The organism is Streptomyces sp. NPDC107522, from assembly GCF_055657525.1.
This window is the reverse complement of sequence record NZ_JBVKAU010000004.1, coordinates 1-23,649: the sequence shown is the minus strand read 5'-3', so window position 1 is coordinate 23,649 and position 23,649 is coordinate 1. Positions and strand designations below refer to the sequence as shown.

Genomic DNA, 23,649 nt, shown 5'->3' with positions numbered 1-23,649 from the left:
GAAGGGGCCTTGTCCTCGAACGCCGGACGGGCTGATTCGGGTGACCTGCCTCAAAGGGCGCACCGCACCTGACGATCGGCAGCAGTGGCGCCCTGTCCCCCGCTTGTAGCGTCGGGCGGATGGAACGTCCTCGCATATGGCGGGCCTGCCTCCTCTGGGCCTTCCTCGTGGTGCCGGCGCTCACGGCCGACCGGCTCGGGATGAACGAGCCGCGTGCCCTGTGGCAGCAGCTGGCAGGGCTGGTTGTGCTCGCCGCCGCGGTCGCCGTGGCCCGGCGGCAGCCGTTGGCCGCCTTCGCGCTGACGGCCGTACTGAGCCTGGCCGCGGCCCCCGCCCTGTTCACCGTCTCCTACGGCCCCGCGCTCGGCGTCTTCGCGCTGCTGCTCGGCCTGCGTGCGGAACGGGTGCGCGCGCCGGCGGTCGTCTTCGGGGCCGTCGGCTGTCTCGGTACGGCGAGGATCGCGTGGCTGGGGGTCGATCCGGCGCCGGAATGGGTGGTGCTGACGGGCACGTTGCTCTTCGGCTGCGTCTTTCCCTGGCTCGGTGGCCGCTACTGGCGGCAGGGCCGTCAGCTGGCCGAGGCCGGCTGGACGCGGGCCGCGCGGCTGGAGGGCGAGCAGCGCATCGCCGAGGAGCGCGCCCGGCTGCGCGAGCGGGCCCGCATCGCCCAGGACATGCACGACTCCCTGGGGCACGAGCTGAGCCTGATCGCCCTGCGTGCGGGCGCCCTCCAGGTCGCCCCGGGCCTCCCGGACCACCACCGCACCGCCGCCGCCGACCTGCGCGCGGCCGCCGCCGATGCCACCGAACGGCTGCACCGCATCATCGGCGTGCTGCGGGAGCAGGACGAGCCGCTCTCCCTCACCCCACCGGGCGAGACCGTCGAGCAACTCGTCGCACGCGCCGCCGAGTCGGGACTGCCGGTGCGGTGGGAGCCGGCGCAGGACGGTACGGCAGCGCGGTGGCCGGACGGCGGGGTCGCGGAGCGGGTCCTGTACCGGGTGGTCCGCGAGGCGCTGACCAACGCGGCCCGGCATGCGCCAGGTGCCGAGGTCACCGTGACGGCGGCCAGGGAGGCCGAGGGTGCGACGGTCACGGTGGCCGGCGGACGGGCCCCGGTGGTCGAGGGCACGACGGTCACGGTGACCGGCGGACGGGCTCCGGTGGTTGAGGCCCCGGCGGTCACGGTGGCGGGCGGACGGGCGGTGGTCGACGGCGCGGTGCCGGTCGCGCCGCCTCCCTCCGGCGGCACCGGACTCCAGGCCCTCCGCGCCGCCGTCACCGCGGTCGGCGGCGCCTTCGAGGCCGGCCCCCACGGGGACGGATTCCGGGTGTGGGCGTACGTCCCCGAGGAGCCCGCGGCCACGCCCGTACGGTCGGCCCCCGCTGCCTCGGCCGCCCCGTACGCCCCCTTCACGCGCGCCCGCCGCCGCGTCGTCCTGGCCTTCGTGGCCGCCCTCGGCGCGGGCCTCGTGCTCGTCGGCGGGGCGTTCGCCTGGTACGCGTACACGGAGACCCACTCGGTGCTGCCGCCCGCGGCCTACGCCGAGCTGAGGCCGGGGGCCATGGTCGGCGACCTCGCCGGCGTCCTGCCGGACCGCACGGTTCGGGACGCGCCGGTGGAGCGCGCGCCCGCACCGCCCCCGACGGGCAGCGACTGCCGCTACTACCGCGCGAGCGGTGAACTCCTCGTCTCCGTCGACCACTTCAGGCTCTGCTTCGACGACACGGGACGGCTGGTCGCCAAGGACGTCATCCCCAGGGCGGGCCTGTCTCAACGCCCTTCCACAAATGAGGAGTTCGTACGGTGATCCGCGTACTGCTGGCCGACGACGAGGCGATGGTGCGGGCCGGTGTGCGCGCCATCCTGGCGAGCGGCGGGGAGACCGAGGTCGTCGCGGAGGCGGGCGACGGGCGCGAGGCGGTCGAGCTGGCGCGGGCACACCGGCCGGACGTCGCCCTGCTGGACATCCGCATGCCCCGCCTGGACGGCCTCGCCGCCGCGGAGGAGATCGTACGGACCGTCCCCGGCACGGCCGTGGCGATGCTCACCACCTTCTCCGAACAGGCGTACGTGGCCCGCGCACTCGGCGGCGGCGCCACCGGCTTCCTGCTGAAGTCCGGAGACCCGTACGAACTGATCGCGGGTGTACGGGCGGTGGCGGGCGGCGCGGCCTTCCTGTCGCCGAAGGTCGCGCGGTACGTCATCGACGGGCTGGGCGGCAGCGACGGGCGGCTGGGCCGCGAGGCCGCCGCACGCGCGCGCGTGGCCGGGCTCAGCCCGCGTGAGCGTGAGGTGCTGGGGCTCGTCGGCGCGGGCCTGTCCAACCCTGAGATCGCCGCCCGGCTGCATCTCGTCGAGGGCACGGTGAAGGCGTATGTCAGCGCGGTGCTCGACCGGTTGGGGGTGCGCAACCGGGTGCAGGCGGCGATCGTGGCGTACGAGGCGGGGCTGGTGGAGTCCTGAGGCTCAGCGCATGTCGTACGAAGGGACGCGCTCCGGCCCCGGACCCGTGAACCACCGTACGCCGGGCGCCGACGAGGCCCGCATCGCCTCGGTCAGCCGGACCGCGGGGCGGGTGCCGAGCCGTACGGCGGCCACCGCGACGACCGCACCGAGGACGAGGCCCGCGGCTACGTCGTGCGGGTAGTGGACGCCGACGAAGACGCGGGAGAAGGCCATCAGGAGGGCCAGCGGCGCAGTCAGCAGGATCAGCGCGCGCCGGGTCAGGGCCAGTGTGAGTGCCGCGGCACCGGCGATGGTGGCGTGGTTGCTGGGGAAGGACCAGTCACCGGGGGGCGGGCAGACGCTGAGCGGGGCGGTCGCTTCCGGCACCGCGCGGCACGGACGTTCCTGTGTGACAACGGACTTGAGGAGCTCACTGCAGACGTACGCCACAGCCGTGGCCAGAGGTGCAAGGGCCGCGATCGCGAACGCACGGGAGCTGTCGCGTCTGGCTCGCCACCAGCTGGTGACGAACAGCGCGGCGAACAGCAGTAGTCCGGCTTCCGTCCATATCTCGGCGGTGTGCTGTACCCACGTTGGTGTGTCGTGGGCGTGGTCGGTGATGTCGCGGTACAGCTCGGCGTCCTCGAAGTCCATGGTCACGGACCGTAGGCGGCGGGCCGATACCGTCACATCCTGCGATCGTCAGGTACCGAACCTGACGGAGGACAGGGGTGGAACGGCCGCCGCCGGGTGACGTCCGGGATGATGATCCGGAAAAGTTGCGGCCCGTGGCGGCGGGTGGAGCAAGCTAACGCGCCGATCTCTCGTACAGTTTGCGCCGTGGGATCTCTGCGCAATCCGGTCGGGCCGCTTCCCTCCTCCATCTACTGGCGACGGAGGGCCGTACTGCTGTCCGTGGTCGCCCTGTTGGCGCTCCTGGTCACCTGGGTGCTCGCCTCGGGCGGCGGAGGCGGCAAGAACAACGCGGACGGTTCCGACGGCAAGAATCCCGCACCCTCGACGATCACGCCGGGTCCGTCGGGCTCGGGTCCGGCGATCAGTCAGGCGCCGGGCGGGCGCGACGAGTCGACCGGCGGTGGGGACTCCGGCGGCTCCGGGTCCGGCGACGGCTCGGGGTCCGGGGACGGCGGCGGCTCCGGGGACTCCGGCGGGTCGGCCGGCTCGGGCAGCGGATCCGCGGGCGGCAGTTCGGGCAGCGGGGTCGGCGTGGACGACACGGTCGCCGCGGGCTCCACACTGCCCAACTGCATCGCGGGCCAGGTCAAGTTGGCCGTGAGGAGCCTGCACAACGCGTACGAGCCCGGCGAGACACCCGCCCTGCTGCTGACCGCGACGAACTCCTCCACCTACGACTGCAAGGTCGACCTCGGCCCGAAGAACGCGGTGGTGACGATCACTCAGGCGGGCGCCGAGGACGACTTCTGGTCCTCCGCCGACTGCCCCAAGGCCGCCGGCAGCCTGCCGTTCCGGGTGCCCGCCGGCTCCAGCATCACGTACACCCTGAAGTGGGACCGCAACGCCAGCGCCGCCCAGTGCGCGACGCCTTCGGCGGGCAAGGCCGGACCGGGGACGTATCTGGTGGAGGCGAAGACACCGGGGTTCGGCACGGTGCAGACGTCATTCGTGCTGGAGAACGACTGAGCGCTCCGCTGGGAGGGGCGGCGATGGGCCGTCGATTGTCCGCGGCTTCGTCGTGGCTGGTCGCGCAGTTCCCCGCGCCCCTTCAGGCCTACTGGACGTACCGGCGTTGGCCTGGCGTGTCGTACAGGCGGCACCCCGTGGCGTGGGGGTGGGCAACGCCCCGGCCTCAGCGCAACGCCGGGCACCGATGCACGCGGCTTGCCAATTAGACGTACCGCTCCAGAATCGAGCTCTCCGCCAACCGCGACAGCCCCTCCCGCACGCTCCGCGCCCGGGCCTCGCCCACGCCGTCCACGGTCTGCAGGTCGTCCACGCTCGCGGCGAGCAGCTTCTGCAGCCCCCCGAAGTGCTCCACCAGCCGGTCGATGATCGCCCCCGGCAGCCGCGGCACCTTGGCCAGCAACCGGAATCCCCGCGGAGAAACCGCCGAGTCCAGCGCCTCGGGCGAACCCGTGTACCCCAACGCCCGCGCCACCGTCGGAAGTTCGAGCAGTTCCGCGTGCGTGAGCGCGTCCAGCTCGTACAGCGCCTCGTCGACCGTGCGGGACCGCTTGGCCGTCGGCTCGGGAACGTAGTCGCGCACCACGAGCTCGCGCTCGGGCTCCACACCGGCGATCAGCTCGTCCAGCTGAAGCGCCAGAAGGCGCCCGTCCGTGCCCAGTTCCACCACGTACTCGGCGATCTCGGTCGCGATACGCCGCACCATCTCCAGCCGCTGGGCCACCGCCGAGACGTCGCGGACCGTCACCAGGTCCTCGATCTCCAGCGCTGACAACGTTCCCGCGACCTCGTCCAGGCGGAGCTTGTAGCGCTCGAGGGTCGCCAGGGCCTGGTTGGCGCGGGACAGGATCGCCGCGGAGTCCTCCAGGACGCGGCGCTGCCCGTCGACGTAGAGCGCGATCAGCCGCATCGACTGGGAGACCGAGACGACAGGGAAGCCGACCTGCTTGCTGACCCGGTCCGCCGTACGGTGCCGGGTGCCCGTCTCCTCCGTCGGGATCGTCGCGTCGGGCACGAACTGGACACCCGCCCGCAGGATCTTCGACAGGTCGGACGACAGCACGATGCCGCCGTCCAGCTTGCACAGCTCCCGCAGACGCGTCGCCGTGAACTCGACATCCAGGACGAACCCGCCCGTACACATCGTCTCGACGGTCTTGTCGAAGCCGAGCACGATGAGCCCGCCGGTGTTGCCGCGGAGCACTCGCTCCAGTCCGTCACGCAGGGCCGTGCCGGGAGCCACCGCGCTCAGCGAGGCGCGCATCAGGCCATCGGAACCGGCACTCCCACCGGACTTTCCGGGAGCTGCTACCCGGTCGTTGGCTGCCACTGCACTCCTCCGGTCGCAGGTTCTGGGGCGCTCCGTTTCGCACACTTGGTTCGTACGGACGGGCGAGACCAGGGCAAAGTCTACCGGCGGTCCTCCTCGTCCCGTGGGGCCTCTCGGCGACGCGAGCGCGGAAGGACCCGCAGGGCGTCCCCTATGTCGGCCACTTCCAGCACCTTCATGCCGGCAGGGATCTTGCCCGGGTCGCCCGGTACGAGCGCGTGCGTGAAGCCCAGCCGGTGCGCCTCGGCGAGCCTGCGCTGCACGCCCGTGACCCGTCTGACCTCGCCCGCGAGGCCCACCTCGCCGATCGCGACGAGGTTCTTCGGCAGGGGGGTGTCGCTGGCGGCGGAGGCCAGGGCGAGGGCGACGGCGAGGTCGGCCGCGGGCTCCGAGAGCTTCACTCCGCCGACCGTCGCGGAGTAGATGTCCCGCTTGCCGAGCGCGCTGATTCTGCCCCGCTGCTCGAGCACGGCCAGCATCATCGAGACGCGGGAGGTCTCCAGACCGGACGTGGTGCGGCGCGGGGAGGGGATCTGTGAGTCGACCGTCAGCGCCTGGACTTCGGCGACCAGGGGGCGGCGGCCCTCCAGGGTGACGGTCAGACAGGTGCCGGGGACCGGTTCGTCACGACGGGTCAGGAAGAGTCCGCTCGGGTCGGCAAGGCCCGTGATGCCCTCGTCGTGCAGCTCGAAGCAGCCGACCTCGTCGGTCGCCCCATAACGGTTCTTGACCCCGCGAACCAGGCGAAGCCGGGCATGTCGGTCACCCTCGAAGTGCAGCACCACGTCCACCAGGTGCTCCAGCAGCCGCGGCCCCGCGATGGCGCCGTCCTTGGTGACATGGCCCACCAGGAGGGTGGACATCCCGCGCTCCTTGGAGGCCCGGATCAGGGCGCCGGCCACCTCCCGGACCTGGGCCATGCCACCGGGGGCGCCGTCGATCTCCGGGGAGGCGACCGTCTGTACGGAGTCGAGGACGAGCAGCGACGGCTTCACCGCGTCCAAGTGGCCGAGGATGGCGGCCAGATCGGTTTCGGCGGCGAGATACAGGTGGTCGTCGAGGGCGCCGATGCGGTCGGCACGCAGCCGGACCTGGCTCGCCGACTCCTCGCCGGTGACATAGAGCGTGCGGTGCTCGTCGCTCGCGGACTTGGCCGCCACGTCCAGCAGCAGTGTGGACTTGCCGACGCCGGGTTCGCCCGCGACCAGGACGACGGCGCCGGGCACCAGCCCGCCGCCGAGCACCCGGTCCAGCTCGGGCACGCCGGTGGACCGCGCGGTCGCCTGCCGCCCGTCGACCTGGCCGATGGGCAGCGCGGACGTCGTCACCCGCCCCGGCGTCGTCGTGCGGACCGCGGGCGCGCCGTACTCCTCGACCGTCCCCCATGCCTGGCACTCGGGGCAGCGGCCGAGCCACTTGGCCGTCTGCCAGCCGCACTCGGTGCAGCGGTAGGACGGGCGGTCCTTCGTGGTCTTGGTACGGGCAGCCATGCGAAGAACCGTAACCGAGCCCACTGACAACGCCGTACGGCCGCGCATGCACCACCGCTTCCGGGTCGCCGCGAGGCCGCCTCGGCATGCACGAGCCGCCGTACTCCTCATGCGTGAGCCGCCGTACTCGTCATGCACAAGCCACGGAATCCGGGGCCCCTGTCCCCGATTGAGGGATCGTTTCACCCGTATGGATTAAAACCGCTCAAGGGGCAAGAAGGCGCCACCTCAGGCCCCCTACGGTCCCCCAATGATGAGCAGCAGTCCGGAAACCTCGACCCGCACCGCCGGCGCCCATCGAGCGCACCGGGAGGCGCGTGATCGCGCGGCGGCGCGTACGGTCGCGCAGCGGCCGCCCGCGCGCTACGAGCCGTATCTGGACGGGCTGTTCACCTACTGCCTGTCCGTGCTGTGCGACCACGACGCCGCGACCGCCGCCCTGGGTGACGCCCTCGCACTCGCCGAGCGGCGCGGGCAGCGCGTCCCGGAGGCGGCCGCGGACCGGCGGCCCTGGCTGTACGCGCTGGCCCGCTGGGCGTGTCTGCGCAAGCTGGCCGAGGCCAAGCAGAAACGTCAGAGCAGTCATGCGGCGGGCCGGCACCACTCCCACCGGCAGACGGGAGCGCAGTCCGCGAAGCCGCCCGTCTCCGAGCAGGTCCAGGAGCAGCGCCGCCGCGAACTCGCCCTGCTGGCCTGGCCGGAGGCCGCCGGCACCACCCCGGAGCAGCGCGAGGCGCTCGAACTCGCCGTACGCCACCACCTCGCCGCCCACGAGGTCGCCGCCGTCCTCGGCCTGGACCTGGCCGCCGCCCGCGACCTGCTGGCCTCCGCCGCCTGCGAGGTCGAGCGCACGCGCGCGGCCCTCGCCGTCGTCGAGACCGGCGCCTGTCCGAGCGTCGCCCGCCTCACCGGCGACAACCAGGTCGTGCTCGGCACAGCCCTGCGCCGCGAACTCGTCCGGCACGTCGACGACTGCCCCCGCTGCCGTCGTACCGCCGAGCGCGCGGTCCCGGGCAGGTGGCCCGGCGCGACCGTCACCCCCGCCGAGCTGCCCGTCCTGGAGGCACCCCGCGCGGCCCTGCACACGGCGATGGCGCACCATACGCGCGCGCGGGGCGTCGCCGTGCCGCGCTTCGACCGGCGCGGCTTCCCGATGGACCCCAAGGATCGTGCCGCCCGCAGGGACCGCCTACGCGCGCGTGCCGTCACGACAACCGTCGTCGCCACCGTCGTCGCCGCCCCGGTCCTCGCCCTGTGGGCCGCCTACCGGGGCACCCCGACCGGCGAGGGCGTCGACGGCACCTCGGCCAGCGCGAGCGAGGCGCACGGCCCCGGCAGCCTCGACGGAGAAACGGCGGACGGCGGCTACGAGAACGCCGGCAACGCGAGCCCCGAACGGGGCGACCCTTTCGGCAGCCGTAACAAACCGGACGTCTCGGTGCAGGTCATCAGCGTCAGCGGCGCGCACGGCACCGGCCACCTGGAGGTGACGGCCGGCCACAGAGGCGACACCACGCTCGTCACCCTGACGGCGACGGGGCGCACGCCGGTGCGCTGGTCCGCGACCACCGGCGCGCACTGGCTCTATCTGAGCCGGTCGACGGGAACCCTGGCACCCGGCGAGTCGTTGACGATCAAGGTGTACGTCGACCATCTGCGCGAGCCGTCCGGTCACTGGAGCGCGCGCTTGGCGATCTCACCCGCCGGCACCCTCGTCTCCATCGAGGGCTACGGCACCGCCCCCAGCCCGTCCGACCCGGGACACGGCCCCGACCCGGATCCGTATCCCACCGACCCCACCCACCCCGGCGACCCGACCGACCCCGGAACCCCCGGCAGCCCCCCGCCCTCGTCCTCCGGCCCCGACCCGACCCCGACGACCTCGGCCCCGCCGGACCCCGTGCCCAGCGACCCGCCGCCCTCGTCACCCGACCCGAGCCCCACGGCCGGCGACCCCTCGCCGTCCGGCCCGTCCGCCCCGGGGAGCCCACCGCCGGCCGGCGGCAGCGGCGACCCGAGCCCGCCGGCGTACTAGTCGCGCCGGCTCGCTCCTCCTAGTCGACCGGGTCCGCCGGATGCGGTGCCACCAACGGCAGCTGCGACGCCAGCCGCGCCTCGCACAGTTCGACCAGGCGGTCGTAGCCCGCCTTGCCCATCAGCTCGGTCAGCTCCGCCCGGTAGGACACGTACACCGGGTCGCCCGCGCCGTGCGCCGAGGTCGCCGAGGTGCACCACCAGTGCAGGTCGTGGCCGCCGGGGCCCCAGCCGCGGCGGTCGTACTCGCCGATCGACACCTGGAGCACCCGGGTGTCGTCGGGCCGGTCGATCCAGTCGTACGTCCGCCTGATCGGCAGCTGCCAGCAGACGTCCGGCTTGGTCTCCAGCGGCTCGCGGCCCTCCTTCAGGGCGAGGATGTGCAGCGAGCAGCCCGCGCCACCGGCGAAGCCGGGCCGGTTCTGGAAGATGCACGAGCCCTGGAACGGGCGGGTCTGGCGGTCGCCGTCCTCGTCCTCCGAGATCCAGCCGTGCTCCATGCCCTCGTCGTGGTGCTGCCAGATCTCCGGCGTGAGTCTCGCCACATGCTCGGCGACCCGCTTCTCGTCGTCCTCGTCCGAGAAGTGCGCGCCCAGCGTGCAGCAGCCGTCGTCCGCGCGGCCCGCCTGGATGCCCTGGCAGCCGCTGCCGAAGATGCAGTTCCAACGGGAGGTCAGCCATGTCAGATCACAGCGGAAGACCTGCTCGTCGTCCGCCGGATCAGGGAACTCCACCCATGCGCGCGCGAAGTCGAGCCCCTTCTCGTCCGGTTCCGGGGAACCCTTCTTGGGCTGCTTCGACTTCGTGGCTGCCTTTGCCTGCGAAGAACCCGTGGCGGATTTGGCCGTCTTGTCGTTCTTCGCCTTTTTCGTCTTTGGCACGGGTCCAGGGTACGGCGTCCGTACCTGCGCCTTCGAGGACGGAGGATCGCCCAGGTGGCAGTAGCGTTCCGTACATGAGACTCGGTGTCCTCGACGTTGGATCGAACACGGTGCATCTGCTGGTGGTGGATGCGCACCCCGGCGCGCGCCCGCTGCCCGCCCACTCGCACAAGGTGGAGCTGCGCCTTGCCCAACTCCTCGACGACAGCGGGGCCATCGGTCCCGAGGGGGTCGACAAGCTGATCGGCGTCGTCCATGAGGCGCTGCAGGCCGCCGAGGACAAGGGTGTCGAGGAGGTCCTGCCGTTCGCGACGTCCGCGGTGCGGGAGGCCAGCAACGCCGATGACGTCCTCGCGCGCGTGAAGGACGAAACCGGGGTCGAGCTGCAGGTTCTCACCGGCGCGGAGGAGGCCCGGCTGACCTTCCTCGCCGCCCGGCGCTGGTTCGGCTGGTCGGCGGGGAAGCTGCTGGTGCTGGACATCGGCGGCGGCTCCCTGGAGATCGCGTACGGCATCGACGAGGAGCCGGACGCGGCGGTGTCGCTGCCGCTGGGCGCGGGGCGGCTGACCGCCGCCTGGCTGCCGGGCGATCCGCCCGAGCCGGAGGACATACGGGCGCTACGACGTCATGCCCGGGCCCAGATCGCCCGCACGGTCGGCGAATTCAGCCGTTTCGGAGCCCCCGATCACGTGGTCGCCACCTCCAAGACCTTCAAGCAACTGGCCCGCCTCGCCGGCGCCGCCCGCTCCGCCGAGGGCCTCTACGTCCAGCGTGACCTGAAGCGGGAGTCCCTCGAGGCCTGGGTCCCCCGGCTGGCAGGCATGACGGTCGCCCAGCGAGCGGAACTGCCGGGCGTCTCGGAGGGCCGCGCGGGGCAGCTGCTCGCGGGCGCGCTGGTGGCAGAGGGGGCGATGGACCTCTTCGGTGTGGAGACGCTGGAGATCTGCCCGTGGGCGCTGCGGGAGGGCGTGATCCTGCGGAAGTTGGATCACATGACGGTGGACTGACGGCGACTTTTCGGGGGTGGTCCAGGCAATTTCCGCCCGTCCGGCGATTGAGGACGAGGCCCGTTCAGGGCCGAAGCGGGGGTCTGGGGGCGCGGTCCCTCCAGCAGGCCCGCGTCCGCACGGGGCGCGTCGTGAACCCCGCCACACTGTCGACCCGGGCCTCACTCCACCCCCGCGGCATATGCCCAGTTCGCGCCACCCGACCGCCCCACGCCCCCATGGCGAGCCAACGCCCATCCGTTCCCCGGCCTCCAGCCCCGCCCCGTACTCTGTCCCTCGTGGCAGAACCAGTGGTGCGCATCCCGGATGCGAAGGTCGCCCTCTCGACGGCCTCCGTCTATCCGGAGTCGACGGCGACGGCCTTCGAGATCGCCGCGCGCCTCGGATACGACGGCGTCGAGGTCATGGTCTGGACCGACCCGGTCAGCCAGGACATGGAGGCGCTGCGCCGGCTCAGCGACTACCACCGCATCCCGATCCTCGCCGTCCACGCCCCCTGCCTGCTGATCACCCAGCGCGTGTGGTCGACCGACCCCTGGACCAAGCTGCAGCGCGCCCAGGCGGCGGCCGAGAAGCTGGGGGCGAGCACGGTCGTCGTCCACCCGCCGTTCCGCTGGCAGCGCCAGTACGCCCGCGACTTCGTCGACGGTATCTGGCGCATGGCCAACGAGACGGATGTGCGGTTCGCCGTCGAAAACATGTACCCGTGGCGCTACCGCGACCGCGAGATGCTGGCGTACGCCCCCGACTGGGACGTGACGAAGGACGACTACCGGCACTTCACGATCGATCTCAGCCATACGGCGACCGCCCGCACCGACGCGCTGCACATGATCGACCGCATGGGGGACCGGCTGGGGCACGTGCATCTCGCGGACGGCAGAGGCTCGGCCAAGGACGAGCACCTGGTCCCCGGCCGCGGCACCCAGCCCTGCGCCGAGGTGCTGGAGCGGCTCGCCCTGAGCGGCTTCGACGGCCACGTCGTCATCGAGGTCAACACCCGCCGCGCGATGTCCAGCGCCGAACGCGAGGCCGACCTCGCCGAGGCCCTCGCCTTCACGCGGCTGCATCTGGCCTCGTCGGTGAAGGTGCCCCGACCGTGACCGACACCACCTCGGGCCGGGACGGGGTGGGCTCCCGACGCCGCGGCCGGCCCCCTCGTACGGAATCCGCCGACACCCGCGACCGCATCCTGGACGCGGCCCGCGAGGAGTTCTCCGAGCGCGGATACGACAAGACGTCCGTGCGCGGCATCGCCAAGGCGGCCGGGGTCGACTCGGCCCTGGTCCACCACTACTTCGGCACCAAGGAGCAGGTCTTCGAGGCATCCGTCGAGGTCGCCTTCGCCCCCGCCCTGAAGGTGCGCGACGCCGTCCTGGAAGGCCCTCTGGACGACGTCGGCGAGCGCATGACCCGCGTCATCTTCGGTCTCTGGGAGAACCCGGTGACGCGGAAGCCGCTGCTCGCCATCGTCCGGTCGGCCGTCAACAACGAGGCCGCGGCCGCCGTGTTCCGCCGCCTCGTCTCCGCCCAGCTGATGCGCCGCATCGCCGGTGAGATCGACGCCCCGGACGCGGAGCTGCGCACCGAGCTGGCCGCCGCCCAGCTGGTGGGCGTCGCGATGATGCGCTACGTCATCAGGATCGAGCCGATCGCGTCGGCGGACGTGGAGCAGATCATCGCGCGGGTGGCGCCGGTGGTGCAGGGGCATCTCACCGGTCGCTGACCCGCGCACGCACGGCGGCGCAGGGGTGCCGACGGCCGCGGACGCTTACGGGCGGCTGTTCCGCGAGACATGCGTCCCGCATTCCGGACACCTCGTCCCGACCCCTGGAAGACGGGCGTACGCTCGTTAGCAGTCAGAAGTCTCTGATCGCACTCTCTGAAGGAGCGAGCGACGATGCCCGAGCTGAGGTCCCGCACAGTCACCCACGGCCGCAACATGGCGGGCGCCCGCGCCCTTATGCGCGCCTCCGGTGTACCCGGTGCGGACATCGGCCGGAAGCCGATCATCGCCGTCGCGAACTCCTTCACCGAGTTCGTCCCCGGCCACACCCACCTGCAGCCGGTCGGCCGGATCGTCAGCGAGGCGATCCGTGAGGCGGGCGGCATCCCGCGCGAGTTCAACACGATCGCCGTCGACGACGGCATCGCGATGGGCCACGGCGGCATGCTGTACTCCCTGCCCTCCCGCGACCTGATCGCCGACTCGGTCGAGTACATGGTCGAGGCACACTGCGCCGACGCCCTGATCTGCATCTCCAACTGCGACAAGATCACCCCGGGCATGCTGAACGCCGCCCTGCGGCTGAACATCCCCACGGTCTTCGTCTCCGGCGGCCCGATGGAGTCCGGCCGCGCGACTCTGGTCGACGGCACGGTCCGCACGCTCGACCTGGTCGACGCGATCTCCGACGCCGTGAACGACAAGATCTCGGACGAGGACATCCTCCGTATCGAGGAGAACGCCTGTCCGACCTGCGGCTCGTGTTCCGGCATGTTCACGGCCAACTCCATGAACTGCCTGACCGAGGCCATCGGCCTGTCCCTGCCCGGCAACGGCTCGGTGCTCGCCACCCACACGGCCCGTAAGCAGCTGTACGTCGCCGCGGCGCAGACGGTCATGGACATCACCCGCCGCTACTACGAGCAGGACGACGACACGGTCCTCCCACGCAACGTCGCCACCTTCGCGGCCTTCGAGAACGCGATGGCCCTCGACATCGCCATGGGCGGCTCCACCAACACGATCCTGCACCTGCTGGCCGCCGCCCAGGAGGCCGGCGTTCCGTTCGGCCTGGAGGAGATCGACGCGGTCAGCCGCCGGGTCCCGTGCCTGGCCAAGGTCGCGCCCAACGTCGCCAAGGACCGCACGTACTACATGGAGGACGTGCACCGCGCCGGCGGCATCCCGGCCCTGCTGGGCGAGCTGCACCGCGGCGGCCTGCTCAACGAGGACGTGCACGCCGTCCACAGCCCGTCCCTGGGGGACTGGCTGAAGACCTGGGACGTGCGCGGCGGGTCGCCCTCGCCGGAGGCCGTCGAGCTGTGGCACGCCGCCCCTGGCTGTGTCCGGTCGGCGGAGGCATTCTCGCAGTCCGAGCGCTGGGAGGCGCTCGACGAGGACGCCGAGGGCGGCTGCATCCGCAGCGTCGAGCACGCGTACTCCAAGGACGGCGGCCTCGCGGTCCTCAAGGGCAACCTCGCCGTCGACGGCTGCGTGGTCAAGACGGCCGGCGTCGACGAGTCGATCTGGACCTTCGAGGGCCCGGCGGTCGTCTGCGAGTCGCAGGAGGAGGCAGTCGAGAAGATCCTCAACAAGCAGGTGACCGACGGCGACGTCGTGGTCATCCGCTACGAGGGTCCCAAGGGCGGCCCCGGCATGCAGGAGATGCTCTACCCGACGTCCTTCCTCAAGGGCCGCGGCCTCGGCAAGACCTGCGCCCTGATCACCGACGGCCGCTTCTCCGGCGGCACCTCGGGCCTGTCCATCGGCCACGCCTCCCCGGAGGCCGCGTCCGGCGGCACGATCGCCCTCGTCGAGGACGGCGACCGCATCCGCATCGACATCCCGAACCGCTCGATCGAGTTGCTCGTCGACGAGGCGGAACTCGCGCGCCGTGAGCAGGCGTTGAACGGGGCGTACGCCCCGAAGAACCGCGAGCGCAAGGTGTCGGCGGCGCTGCGGGCGTACGCGGCGATGGCGACCAGCGCGGACAAGGGCGCGGTGCGGGACGTGACGAAGCTGGGCTGAGTTCGGCGAGGTTCGCGGGGCCGTCTCTTCGGGGGCGGCCCCGTTCGCGTGTCACCAGGCGGACGGGATGCGGGCGTCCACGGCGAACACGGTGCCGTCGGGGGCGGTGGCGTAGATGCGGCCGTCGCCGATGCCAGGTGCCGGCAATTCGGCTGTGGCCTCAGCGGAATTCGCGCTGAGCCGTGGTGGTGTCTGGCCGAGGAGCCTTCCCTTGGCGGCGGCGAGCAGCCGTCCGTCGGCGGCAGTGAAGTACACGCGGCGACCGTCGGAGACCGGTGCCGAGCCTTGGCTCACTGCCGTCTGCAGAGACCACAGCTGCTTGCCCGCACGAGTGTCGACCGCCACCAGGGATCCGTTTGTGCCCAGAAGATAGGCCACCCCTCCGTACACGGTGGCCTGCGCCTGAGTGACGGGAACGGGCAGCGCCACGCGCCGCGTCGTCCTGGACTCCGGGGTGTAGCGGATCACAGCATTCGCTTCGCCGTAGTCACCGCCACCCGAAAGGAAGAAGACATCGCCGTCGGCGGCGCCGACGGGTGTCAGAGCACCGTCGAGTCGTACGTCCCAGCGCACATCCCCTGTGTTCGGATCGACCGCCATGACCCGCGTCCGGGCCCCGTCGTCGGACGTACTCGCCGCGAAGGCCCATGGGCTCGTGGGGAACGAAACGACGTACGCCTCGCTCAGGCCGGGTATCCGCCGAGCCCATTTCGTCTCGCCCGACGCGCTGTCGATGCCCGTCACCTGGCCTTCTGCCCTGATCATCAGGAGCATGCCGCCCACGTAGCGGAATCCGCGGTACGAGGAGACGCCCAGGTGCCACCGTGTCCTGCCCGACGACGGATCGAGCGCTTCCAGACGCGTGCCCGAGTGCGTCAGCACATGTACCAGTCCGCCCGAGGAAGTCGGCGGTCGGCCGGGCGAATCGCCCTTGGCGAGCGCGTGCCGCCACAGCACGCTGCCGTCTGCCGGATCGAGTGCGGTGACCAGCCCCGGTTGGGTACACAGCAACCGCCGTGTCTCGTACGAGCACCGGGGCAAGCCGCTCCCCTTGAGGGCCGGTTTGACGGCCCAAGGGCTGAACCGGGCTGACGCGGCGGGTGCTCCGTCGTTCCCCTTCGGATCCGCGGCGTTGCCGTCGCTCATCAGGCGCACGGCGGCGACTCCGCCGGCAGCGACAAGGGCCATGGCCACAGTAACGAGGGCGGCCCGCTTGAGAAGTCGTCCCCTCGTCGGCGTCGCACGCGGCTCCGCGGGACTCCGCTCCGGCTTCGGCGCGTCCCCCGTCCGCTGCGCCGGTATGAACGCTTGCGTGTCGTACGAGGCCGCAACCGACCGCAGCTCCCTCATCAACTCGTCCGGCGTGGGACGGTCCTCGGGCTCCTTGGCGAGACACCGTCCGATCAGCGGGGCGAGATTCGTCGGTACGCCGGTCAAGTCGGGCTCGTCGTGGACGACTTGGTAGGCAACGACGTACGGGCTGTCGGAGTCGAAGGGTCCTCGTCCGGTGGCCGCATGCACCATCACGGACCCGAGCGCGAAGACGTCCGCGGCCGGTCCGACCTCCCGCGGTCGTCGGAACTGCTCGGGCGCCATGAAAGGCGGCGTACCGATCAGCTTCCCGGTCTCGGTACGCAGTTCGCTGTCCTTTGGCCGAGAGATGCCGAAGTCGATGACCTTCGGCCCGTCCTCGGCGAGCAGCACGTTGCTCGGCTTCAGGTCCCGGTGCACGACGCCGACCCGGTGTATGTCGCGCAAGGCCTCCGCCAGCCCGGCCATCAGCCGCCGCAACTGCGCCGGGTCCATCGGCCCGTTCCGCTTCACGTGTTCGGACAGGGTCGGGCCCGGTATGAACAGCGTGGCCATCCAGGGTCTTTCGGCCTCCGGATCGGCGTCCACGACGGGCGCGGTGAAGGCTCCGCTCACCCTGCGCGCCGCACCCACCTCCTGCCGGAACCGCCCCCTGAACTCGGGATCCGCGGCGAACTCGGCATGCACGACCTTCACGGCGAGCTGCATGCCCGAAGTGCTCCTGGCCAGGTGTACGACGCCCATGCCGCCGGAACCCAGGCGCGCCTGAAGACGGTAGTGACCGGCATACTCGGGAAGTTCCGCTTCTGCCCCCGCTCCGGCGTTCTGCTGTGGCGCCATGGGACCACCCCCGTGCTGTTCGTCCGCGCGCGCGTCGCACGGAGCCTAGTCGATGACTCGTACGAGACAGAGGCTGCTTGCTAGTCTCCGTGTTCGAGTTGCGCACGCCTGTTTCGTGGCGTGTTTTAGGGGAATCAACGGGACCCCATGATGCTCATGGGGCTCAACGGGGGGATCTTTCATGTCTGTTGACCACGCTGAAAAGGCGGACGGCGGGGAAGAAAAGGCCGTCGCGACGGCGGTTACGGCCGCGTCCGTGCCCTACTACCCGGTCGCACCGGGCGTCCGTCTCAACGTCCGTAGCGGCCCCGGCACCACCTACCCCATCGTCAAAGTGCTGCCCGAGGGATCCCGGGTCGCGATCTATTGCCAGACGCCCGGCACGACGGTGACGGGTCCGTACGGCACCTCGAACATCTGGGACAACATCGCCAACGGCGAGTACGTCTCGGACGCGTACGTGAAGACGGGCAGCGACGGCTACATCCGCCCCCGCTGCTCCTCCTGATCGAAACCCGGCAGCGACGGCTACATCGTTCCCCGCTGCCTCTGACCCCATGACGGCGACCGAGGAACACCCATGACATCTCTCAGACGCAGATCCATCCTGCTCGCAGGGGCCACCGGAGGCTTTCTCACGGTGCTGGCTCCCCAAGCCAACGCTGAAATCCGCTACTACCCGGTCGCGCCGGGCGTCCGCCTGAACGTCCGCCGGGGCCCCGGCACCCAGTACGCCATCGTCCGCGTCCTGCCCGAGGGCGCCATGATCCCGATCTACTGCCAGACGCCGGGCGAGACGGTGACGGGTCCGTACGGCACCTCGAACATCTGGGACAACATCGACAACGGCGAGTACGTCTCGGACGCCTACGTGAACACGGGCAGCGACGGCTACGTCCGTCCGCGCTGCGCCTGATCGGCGACGGGCGTACCGCCGACGGACCGATCAACGACGGACCGATCCGTCTGGGAGCCCGCGGGGCCCGGGAGCCATAATCGACCTCGTGAGCGAGAAGAACGGCACCCCGGACACTCCCGCGGGCTCCACGCCCCTCAGCGCGACGGGCCCGCGCCCCGAGCCCCTGCGCTTCTTCGGCACGACCTGGGTCGACCACACGGGCGGCTACACCGCCCGGCGCATCGGCGTGGCCGTCGGCTCGCTCGCCACCGCGGCCGCCTCCTGCCTGGTCCTGCGCTTCGCCTGCGAGGGCATCCAGATCGCCGCCGTCGGCAGCTTCGTCACCGTCCTGGTGGTGGTGATGTTCTCGGTGTGCAGCGCCCTCGCCTTCCGCCACACCTGGGACGGCTTCACCAAGCGCCCCGACCCCGACCGCCATGCCAGCCTCCGCAGCCTCCTCATGATCGGCTTCGTCGGCTCCCTCCTCGCCTACTTCTTCCGCTCCCTCATCGAGGCCCCCGGCGAGAAACTCCACCGCGAGGAATACGAGGCGGCCCGCAAGCAACACGAGAACCGCACCACCCGCCGCACAGGCAACCCGTCAAAGAAGCGCCGCCGCCCTTAATCACCGCTTCCGCCCTGGGAAGGGGCCTCGTCCTCAAGCGCCGGACGGGCTGGATGACAGGACCGGCGTCGAGGAGTGGCGGCCCACAACCGACCGCAGGCGCTGCGCGCCCCCCGCCGGAGCCGCACCGGCCACCGCAGGCATCCCCGCCGCCACTACCGGACGGACCCTCGGCAAACTCGGTGCACACCGCACCAACCAGCGCCACCATGACCGTATGACGGCCCCTTCCCACACCGACCGCGCCCGCTCCTTCAACGCAGCCGCAGCCCAGTACGCCGCGAACCGCCCCTCCTACCCACCCGCCCTCTTCGACGCGATCGAGGAACTCGCCGACCGCCCCCTCACCGGCGCGCGTGTCATCGACGTGGGCGCCGGCACCGGCATCGCCACCACTCTCCTCCGCGGACGCGGCGCAGACGTCCTCGCCGTGGAACCCGGCGACGGCATGGCGGCCCAGTTCCGCCGCACCCACCCCGACATACCCATCGTCCGCGGCAACGGCAACGCCCTCCCCGTCGCCACCGCCTCCGCCGACTTCGTCACCTACGCCCAGGCCTGGCACTGGACCAACCCCGCCCACTCGGCACCGGAGGCCCTGCGCGTACTGCGCCCCGGCGGCGCGCTCGCCCTCTGGTGGAACACCACTCCCCTCGACATCCCCTGGCACGCGGCGCAAGCACGCCGTATCGAGCGCCACTTCGGCATCCACCCCGCAGTCGAGCAGAACGGCAGCGGTGCCCGAGCAGCCCTGGATGACCCCACCGGCCGCCTCACCTTCACCCGCCGCAAGGTGCGCTGGAGCCGCCGCGTCCCGATCGACACACACCTGGCGAACATCGGCAGCCACTCGATCTTCCTGGTCCAGGGCACCGAGGCGAGCACCGCCTTCCTCGCCGAGGAGAAGCGGCTCCTCCTCAACGCCTTCCCGGACGGAATCATCGAAGAGACCTACGACGTGGACCTGCTCGTCGCTCCCACCTCCTGACGTCTCCACATCTCGGCGCTTGACGGCTTACTCCGACCGGAGGATTATTCATCAGGTGATGAATTACTCTTCCGTTCGATCCGACCCCCCTGACTCCCACGCCATCCGAGCCGAGACCCTGAACGTCGCACGCGGCACCCGCCAAGTACTCCGCAACCTCGACTTCACCGTCCCGCACGGCCAGATCACCGGCCTGCTCGGCCCGTCCGGCTGCGGCAAGTCGACCCTCATGCGAGCGATCGTCGGCACCCAAGCCAAGGTCACCGGCACCCTCGACGTCCTCGGCCGCCCCGCCGGCCACCCCTCCCTGCGCACCCGCATCGGCTACGTCACCCAAGCCCCCTCCGTCTACGACGACCTGACGATCCGCCAGAACCTCGCCTACTTCGCCGCGATCCTCGACCCCGGCCACGCTGCCGCCGACCGCCGCCACGAGAACGTCACCCGCGCCATCGCCGACGTCGACCTCACCAGCCACGCCGACGCCCTCGCCGGCAACCTCTCCGGCGGCCAGCGCAGCCGCGTCTCCTTGGCGGTCGCCCTCCTCGGCACCCCCGAACTCCTCGTCCTCGACGAACCAACCGTCGGCCTCGACCCGGTCCTGCGCCGCGACCTCTGGAACCTCTTCCACGACATCGCCGCCTCCCGCGGCGCCACCCTGCTCCTCTCCTCCCACGTCATGGACGAGGCCGAGCGCTGCCACCGCCTCCTCCTCATGCGCGAGGGCCAGATCCTCGCCGACGACACCCCGGACGCCCTCCGCACCCGTACGAACTCCGAGACGGTCGAAGCGGCCTTCCTGCACCTGGTCGACGAGGCGACCGCGGCCGCCCGCGCGAAGGAGACCACGCGATGACCACGCCCACGACGCTCCGGGCCGCCCCCACCGGCGCCCTGAACCCCGCCCGCACGGCCGCCACCGCAGCCCGGGTCCTGCGCCAGCTCCGCCACGACCCACGCACCATCGCGCTGATGATCCTGATCCCCTGCGTGATGCTGTTCCTGCTGCGCTACGTCTTCGACGGCAGCCCGCGCACCTTCGACAACATCGGCGCCTCCCTCCTCGGGATCTTCCCGCTGATCACGATGTTCCTGGTCACCTCCATCGCCACCCTGCGCGAACGCACGTCGGGCACCCTCGAACGCCTCCTCGCCATGCCCCTCGGCAAGGCCGACCTGATCGCCGGCTACGCGCTCGCCTTCGGCACCCTCGCGATCATCCAGTCCGCCCTGGCGACCGGACTCGCCCTCTGGTTCCTCGGCCTCGACGTCACCGGCAGCCCCTGGCTGCTCCTCCTCGTGGCCCTGCTCGACGCACTGCTCGGCACCGCGCTCGGTCTCTTCGTCTCCGCCTTCGCCGCCTCCGAATTCCAGGCCGTCCAGTTCATGCCGGCCGTGATCTTCCCCCAGCTCCTCCTCTGCGGCCTCTTCACTCCCCGCGACAACATGCACCCCGCTCTCGAGGCCATCTCCAACGTCCTCCCGATGTCCTACGCGGTCGACGGCATGAACGAAGTCCTCAAGCACACCGACATGACCGCCGCCTTCGTACGCGACGCCCTGATCGTGGCGGGCTGCGCCCTGCTGGTCCTGGGCCTGGGCGCGGCGACCCTGCGACGCAGGACGGCATGACCGCCCCGGCGGCCGATGCGGCACGTGCGAGCCCGGCATCCCGCCGGCCCCGCCGTCCCGCCCACCGGACACGCCCCCTCGAAGGCCGCCCCCGGTGCGAGGATGAACCCGGACGACGCAACCCCCGGAGGGCACCCCAGCCATGACCCAGAAAGTCGCAGTCCTCGGCACCGGCAAGATCGGCGAAGCCCTGCTCAGCGGAATGATCCGCGGCGGCTGGGCCCCGGCCGACCTCCTGGTGACGGCCCGCCGCGCGGAACGAGCCGAAGAACTCCGCACCCGCTACGGAGTCACCCCGGTCACCAACGCGGAAGCCGCCAAGACCGCCGACACCCTGATCCTCACGGTCAAGCCGCAGGACATGGGCACCCTCCTCGACGAGCTCGCCCCGCACGTCCCCGCCGACCGCCTGATCATCAGCGGAGCCGCCGGCATCCCCACCTCCTTCTTCGAGGAGCGCCTGGCCCCCGGCACCCCGGTCGTCCGCGTCATGACCAACACCCCGGCCCTCGTCGACGAGGCCATGTCCGTCATCTCCGCCGGCACCCACGCCAGCGAAGCCGACCTCGCCCACGCCGAGGAGATCTTCGGCTCCGTCGGAAAGACACTCCGCGTCCCCGAGTCCCAGCAGGACGCCTGCACCGCCCTGTCCGGCTCCGGCCCCGCGTACTTCTTCTACCTGGTCGAAGCCATGACGGACGCCGGCATCCTCCTGGGCCTGCCCCGCGACAAGGCCCACGACCTGATCGTCCAGTCCGCGATCGGCGCCGCGACGATGCTCCGCGACAGCGGCGAACACCCCGTCAAGCTGCGCGAGAACGTGACATCCCCCGCCGGCACCACCATCAACGCCATCCGCGAACTCGAGAACCACGGCGTACGAGCCGCCCTCATCGCCGCACTCGAAGCCGCCCGCGACCGCAGCCGCGAACTGGCCTCCGGCAACAACGGCTGACGCCCGGCCGCCCCTGCCCCAGGGGCGGCCCAGCACCACACCCGAGCAGGCGCTCCTAAACAGTCACACGGATATCCGCGGCCGCGGTCTCAGCCGCCGGCAGCAAGCCGATCGCCCGATACGCGGCATCCACGGTCGGCCGCGCCATCGCCCTAGCCCGCTCCGCACCATCCCGCAGCACCCCCTCCACAAAGCCAGGATCCGCGCACAGCTCCCTGTGCCTCTCCTGTACGGGCCTGAGGACCTCGACCACAGCCTCCGCCGTGGCCGACTTCAAAGCGCCGTACGACTCATATACACCGCTCAGGGCCGATGGGTTCCCACCCGTGCACGCCGCCAGGATCTCCAGCAGATTCGCCACCCCCGGCTGCGCGGCCGGGTCGTACACGACCTCCCGCCCGCTGTCGGTCACGGCCCGCATGACCTTCTTCCGCACCACGTCCGGCTCGTCGAGCAGATAGACGATCCCCGGCCCGGCGTCATCGCTCTTGCCCATCTTCGACGTCGGATCCTGCAGATTCATCACCCGAGCCGCGACCTGCGGATGCGTGGCCCGAGGCACCACGAAGGTATGCCCGTACCGCTGGTTGAACCGCACGGCGAGATCCCGCGTCAGCTCCACATGCTGCGTCTGATCGTCCCCGACCGGCACCTCCTCGGCCCCGTACGCCAGGATGTCCGCCGCCATCAGCACGGGATACGTCAGCAGCGACAGCCGCACACTCCCGCCCCGCTCCCGCTCACGCGCGGCCTTCTCCTTGTACTGGATCATCCGCCGCATCTCGCCATCGGTGGCCACGCACTCCAGCACATACGACAGCCGCGCGTGCTCATCCACATGACTCTGTACGAAGACGGTGCACAACTCCGGATCCAACCCCGCCGCCAGCAACAACGTCGCCGCCTGCCGACTCAGCCTGCGCACCCGCGCCGGATCGTGCTCCACGGTCAGCGCATGAAGGTCGACGATGCAGAACAGCGCGTCGGCCTGGTGCTGATCGACGTCGGCCCACCGCCGCATGGCCCCCAAGTAGTTACCAAGCGTCAGATGTCCGGTCGGCTTGACCCCGCTGAAGACCCGCGTCATCTCTACTCCACCTCCTGGTCGAGGCCGCCGTCCCCGGCCGGCCGACCCTCTGGAGGGAGATACGAGAACGGCCGCCGAGGCGGCGGCCGTTGAGTGCATACGTGAGTACGGCCGCCGTCAGGCGGCCCACCACAGCTGGGTACACGTACGCGTCGTCATGCGTCCAAGACTACGCCCCTGGGGTGCCGTCGGGAGCGAAGTTGACACGCCTCGGCCCCATCCGTAGTGTTCTCCGAGTTGTCCGACGTGAGCGCCGACTCCGGTCGGTCCCCGGACAGCCACTCCGCAAGTACCACCACCACTCGACGACAGTCGTCTGTCTGCCGTCGTGTCATTGGTATGCGTATTTACGGAATGAGGAATCCGCGTTCGAAAGAACGCAGCCCCCGATTAGCTCGGGAGCCGGGAATCCGCTAAAGTCTCACTCGTCGGAACGGCCCAACAGCCGCGAAGACAGACCCGACTGACCGGGAATCAGCTCCGAAAGGATCTGATAGAGTCAGAACCGCCGGAAAGGGAAACGCGAAAGCGGGAACCTGGAAAGCACCGAGGAAATCGGATCGGAAAAAGATCTGATAGAGTCGGAAACGCAAGACCGAAGGGAAGCGCCCGGAGGAAAGCCCGAGAGGGTGAGTACAAAGGAAGCGACCGTTCCTTGAGAACTCAACAGCGTGCCAAAAGTCAACGCCAGATATGTTGATACCCC

21 protein-coding genes are annotated in these 23,649 nt (G+C 71.1%); 15 read left to right on the top strand and 6 right to left on the bottom strand.

Annotated features, from left to right (window positions below; genetic code table 11):
* Positions 1-119: 119 nt before the first annotated feature.
* A complete protein-coding gene (locus ACZ7L6_RS14000; protein ID WP_471923463.1) occupies positions 120-1,811 on the top strand; it encodes a sensor histidine kinase in 1,692 nt (563 codons plus the stop codon).
* Complete coding sequence (locus ACZ7L6_RS13995; RefSeq protein WP_471923461.1) at positions 1,808-2,467, top strand: response regulator transcription factor; 660 nt, start codon at positions 1,808-1,810, stop codon at positions 2,465-2,467. The genes ACZ7L6_RS14000 and ACZ7L6_RS13995 overlap by 4 nt, the downstream gene beginning before the upstream one ends.
* A 3-nt stretch (positions 2,468-2,470) precedes the next feature.
* Here ACZ7L6_RS13995 and ACZ7L6_RS13990 read toward each other — a convergent pair whose 3' ends face one another.
* Positions 2,471-3,103, bottom strand: coding sequence for a phosphatase PAP2 family protein (locus ACZ7L6_RS13990; RefSeq protein ID WP_471923459.1), 633 nt, complete (start codon positions 3,101-3,103; stop codon positions 2,471-2,473).
* 186 nt (positions 3,104-3,289) lie between these two features.
* Here ACZ7L6_RS13990 and ACZ7L6_RS13985 point away from each other — a divergent pair, with 186 nt between their 5' ends.
* Positions 3,290-4,111, top strand: coding sequence for a hypothetical protein (locus ACZ7L6_RS13985; RefSeq protein WP_471923457.1), 822 nt, complete (start codon positions 3,290-3,292; stop codon positions 4,109-4,111).
* Between the two features lie 205 nt (positions 4,112-4,316).
* Here ACZ7L6_RS13985 and disA read toward each other — a convergent pair whose 3' ends face one another.
* Positions 4,317-5,441 (bottom strand): DNA integrity scanning diadenylate cyclase DisA, encoded by a 1,125-nt coding sequence (gene disA, locus ACZ7L6_RS13980; protein ID WP_433045118.1) that lies wholly within the window; start codon positions 5,439-5,441, stop codon positions 4,317-4,319.
* Between the two features lie 80 nt (positions 5,442-5,521).
* Positions 5,522-6,931, bottom strand: coding sequence for a DNA repair protein RadA (radA, locus tag ACZ7L6_RS13975; protein ID WP_471923455.1), 1,410 nt, complete (start codon positions 6,929-6,931; stop codon positions 5,522-5,524).
* Positions 6,932-7,181: 250 nt separating this feature from the next.
* Between radA and ACZ7L6_RS13970 the strand changes: the two genes are divergently transcribed.
* Positions 7,182-8,966, top strand: a complete 1,785-nt coding sequence (locus ACZ7L6_RS13970; protein WP_471923453.1) for a BACON domain-containing protein — start codon at positions 7,182-7,184, stop codon at positions 8,964-8,966.
* Positions 8,967-8,985: 19 nt separating this feature from the next.
* Here the strand turns inward: ACZ7L6_RS13970 and ACZ7L6_RS13965 are convergent, their stop codons facing one another.
* The gene (locus ACZ7L6_RS13965) at positions 8,986-9,846 is read right to left on the bottom strand and encodes a DUF3109 family protein (protein ID WP_471923451.1); all 861 of its coding nucleotides are present in this window, start codon (positions 9,844-9,846) and stop codon (positions 8,986-8,988) included.
* Between the two features lie 74 nt (positions 9,847-9,920).
* On the opposite strand from ACZ7L6_RS13965, the gene ACZ7L6_RS13960 reads away from it, so the two are divergent.
* The 4 genes from ACZ7L6_RS13960 to ilvD all read left to right on the top strand — a co-directional run bounded on the left by ACZ7L6_RS13960 (position 9,921) and on the right by ilvD (position 14,607).
* Positions 9,921-10,853, top strand: a complete 933-nt coding sequence (locus ACZ7L6_RS13960; protein ID WP_471923449.1) for a Ppx/GppA family phosphatase — start codon at positions 9,921-9,923, stop codon at positions 10,851-10,853.
* A 278-nt stretch (positions 10,854-11,131) separates the two neighbouring features.
* Entirely contained in the window at positions 11,132-11,956 is an 825-nt protein-coding gene (locus tag ACZ7L6_RS13955) for a sugar phosphate isomerase/epimerase family protein (RefSeq protein WP_471923447.1), read from the top strand.
* Entirely contained in the window at positions 11,953-12,579 is a 627-nt protein-coding gene (locus ACZ7L6_RS13950; RefSeq protein ID WP_471923445.1) for a TetR/AcrR family transcriptional regulator, read from the top strand. The genes ACZ7L6_RS13955 and ACZ7L6_RS13950 overlap by 4 nt, the downstream gene beginning before the upstream one ends.
* Before the next feature lie 174 nt (positions 12,580-12,753).
* The gene (ilvD, locus tag ACZ7L6_RS13945) at positions 12,754-14,607 is read left to right on the top strand and encodes a dihydroxy-acid dehydratase (RefSeq protein WP_471923443.1); all 1,854 of its coding nucleotides are present in this window, start codon (positions 12,754-12,756) and stop codon (positions 14,605-14,607) included.
* A 51-nt stretch (positions 14,608-14,658) separates the two neighbouring features.
* On the opposite strand, the gene ACZ7L6_RS13940 is transcribed toward ilvD, so the two are convergent.
* Complete coding sequence (locus ACZ7L6_RS13940; protein WP_471923441.1) at positions 14,659-16,758, bottom strand: serine/threonine-protein kinase; 2,100 nt, start codon at positions 16,756-16,758, stop codon at positions 14,659-14,661.
* 181 nt (positions 16,759-16,939) lie between these two features.
* On the opposite strand from ACZ7L6_RS13940, the gene ACZ7L6_RS13935 reads away from it, so the two are divergent.
* From ACZ7L6_RS13935 to proC, 7 genes are all read left to right on the top strand, one after another.
* The gene (locus ACZ7L6_RS13935; RefSeq protein ID WP_471923439.1) at positions 16,940-17,266 is read left to right on the top strand and encodes an SH3 domain-containing protein; all 327 of its coding nucleotides are present in this window, start codon (positions 16,940-16,942) and stop codon (positions 17,264-17,266) included.
* A gap of 72 nt (positions 17,267-17,338) precedes the next feature.
* Positions 17,339-17,674 carry a hypothetical protein gene (locus tag ACZ7L6_RS13930; protein WP_471923437.1) on the top strand — a complete coding sequence of 112 codons (336 nt, stop codon included), beginning with the start codon at positions 17,339-17,341 and terminating at the stop codon, positions 17,672-17,674.
* 88 nt (positions 17,675-17,762) lie between these two features.
* A complete protein-coding gene (locus ACZ7L6_RS13925) occupies positions 17,763-18,281 on the top strand; it encodes an EamA/RhaT family transporter (protein WP_471923435.1) in 519 nt (172 codons plus the stop codon).
* A gap of 217 nt (positions 18,282-18,498) precedes the next feature.
* Positions 18,499-19,269, top strand: coding sequence for a class I SAM-dependent methyltransferase (locus tag ACZ7L6_RS13920; RefSeq protein WP_471923433.1), 771 nt, complete (start codon positions 18,499-18,501; stop codon positions 19,267-19,269).
* Positions 19,270-19,327: 58 nt separating this feature from the next.
* Entirely contained in the window at positions 19,328-20,125 is a 798-nt protein-coding gene (locus ACZ7L6_RS13915; RefSeq protein ID WP_471923431.1) for an ABC transporter ATP-binding protein, read from the top strand.
* Positions 20,122-20,901, top strand: coding sequence for an ABC transporter permease (locus ACZ7L6_RS13910; protein ID WP_471923429.1), 780 nt, complete (start codon positions 20,122-20,124; stop codon positions 20,899-20,901). The genes ACZ7L6_RS13915 and ACZ7L6_RS13910 overlap by 4 nt, the downstream gene beginning before the upstream one ends.
* Before the next feature lie 142 nt (positions 20,902-21,043).
* Positions 21,044-21,856, top strand: a complete 813-nt coding sequence (gene proC, locus ACZ7L6_RS13905; RefSeq protein WP_471923427.1) for a pyrroline-5-carboxylate reductase — start codon at positions 21,044-21,046, stop codon at positions 21,854-21,856.
* A gap of 55 nt (positions 21,857-21,911) precedes the next feature.
* Here proC and trpS read toward each other — a convergent pair whose 3' ends face one another.
* Positions 21,912-22,943, bottom strand: coding sequence for a tryptophan--tRNA ligase (gene trpS / locus ACZ7L6_RS13900; RefSeq protein WP_471923425.1), 1,032 nt, complete (start codon positions 22,941-22,943; stop codon positions 21,912-21,914).
* Between the last annotated feature and the right edge of the window lie 706 nt (positions 22,944-23,649).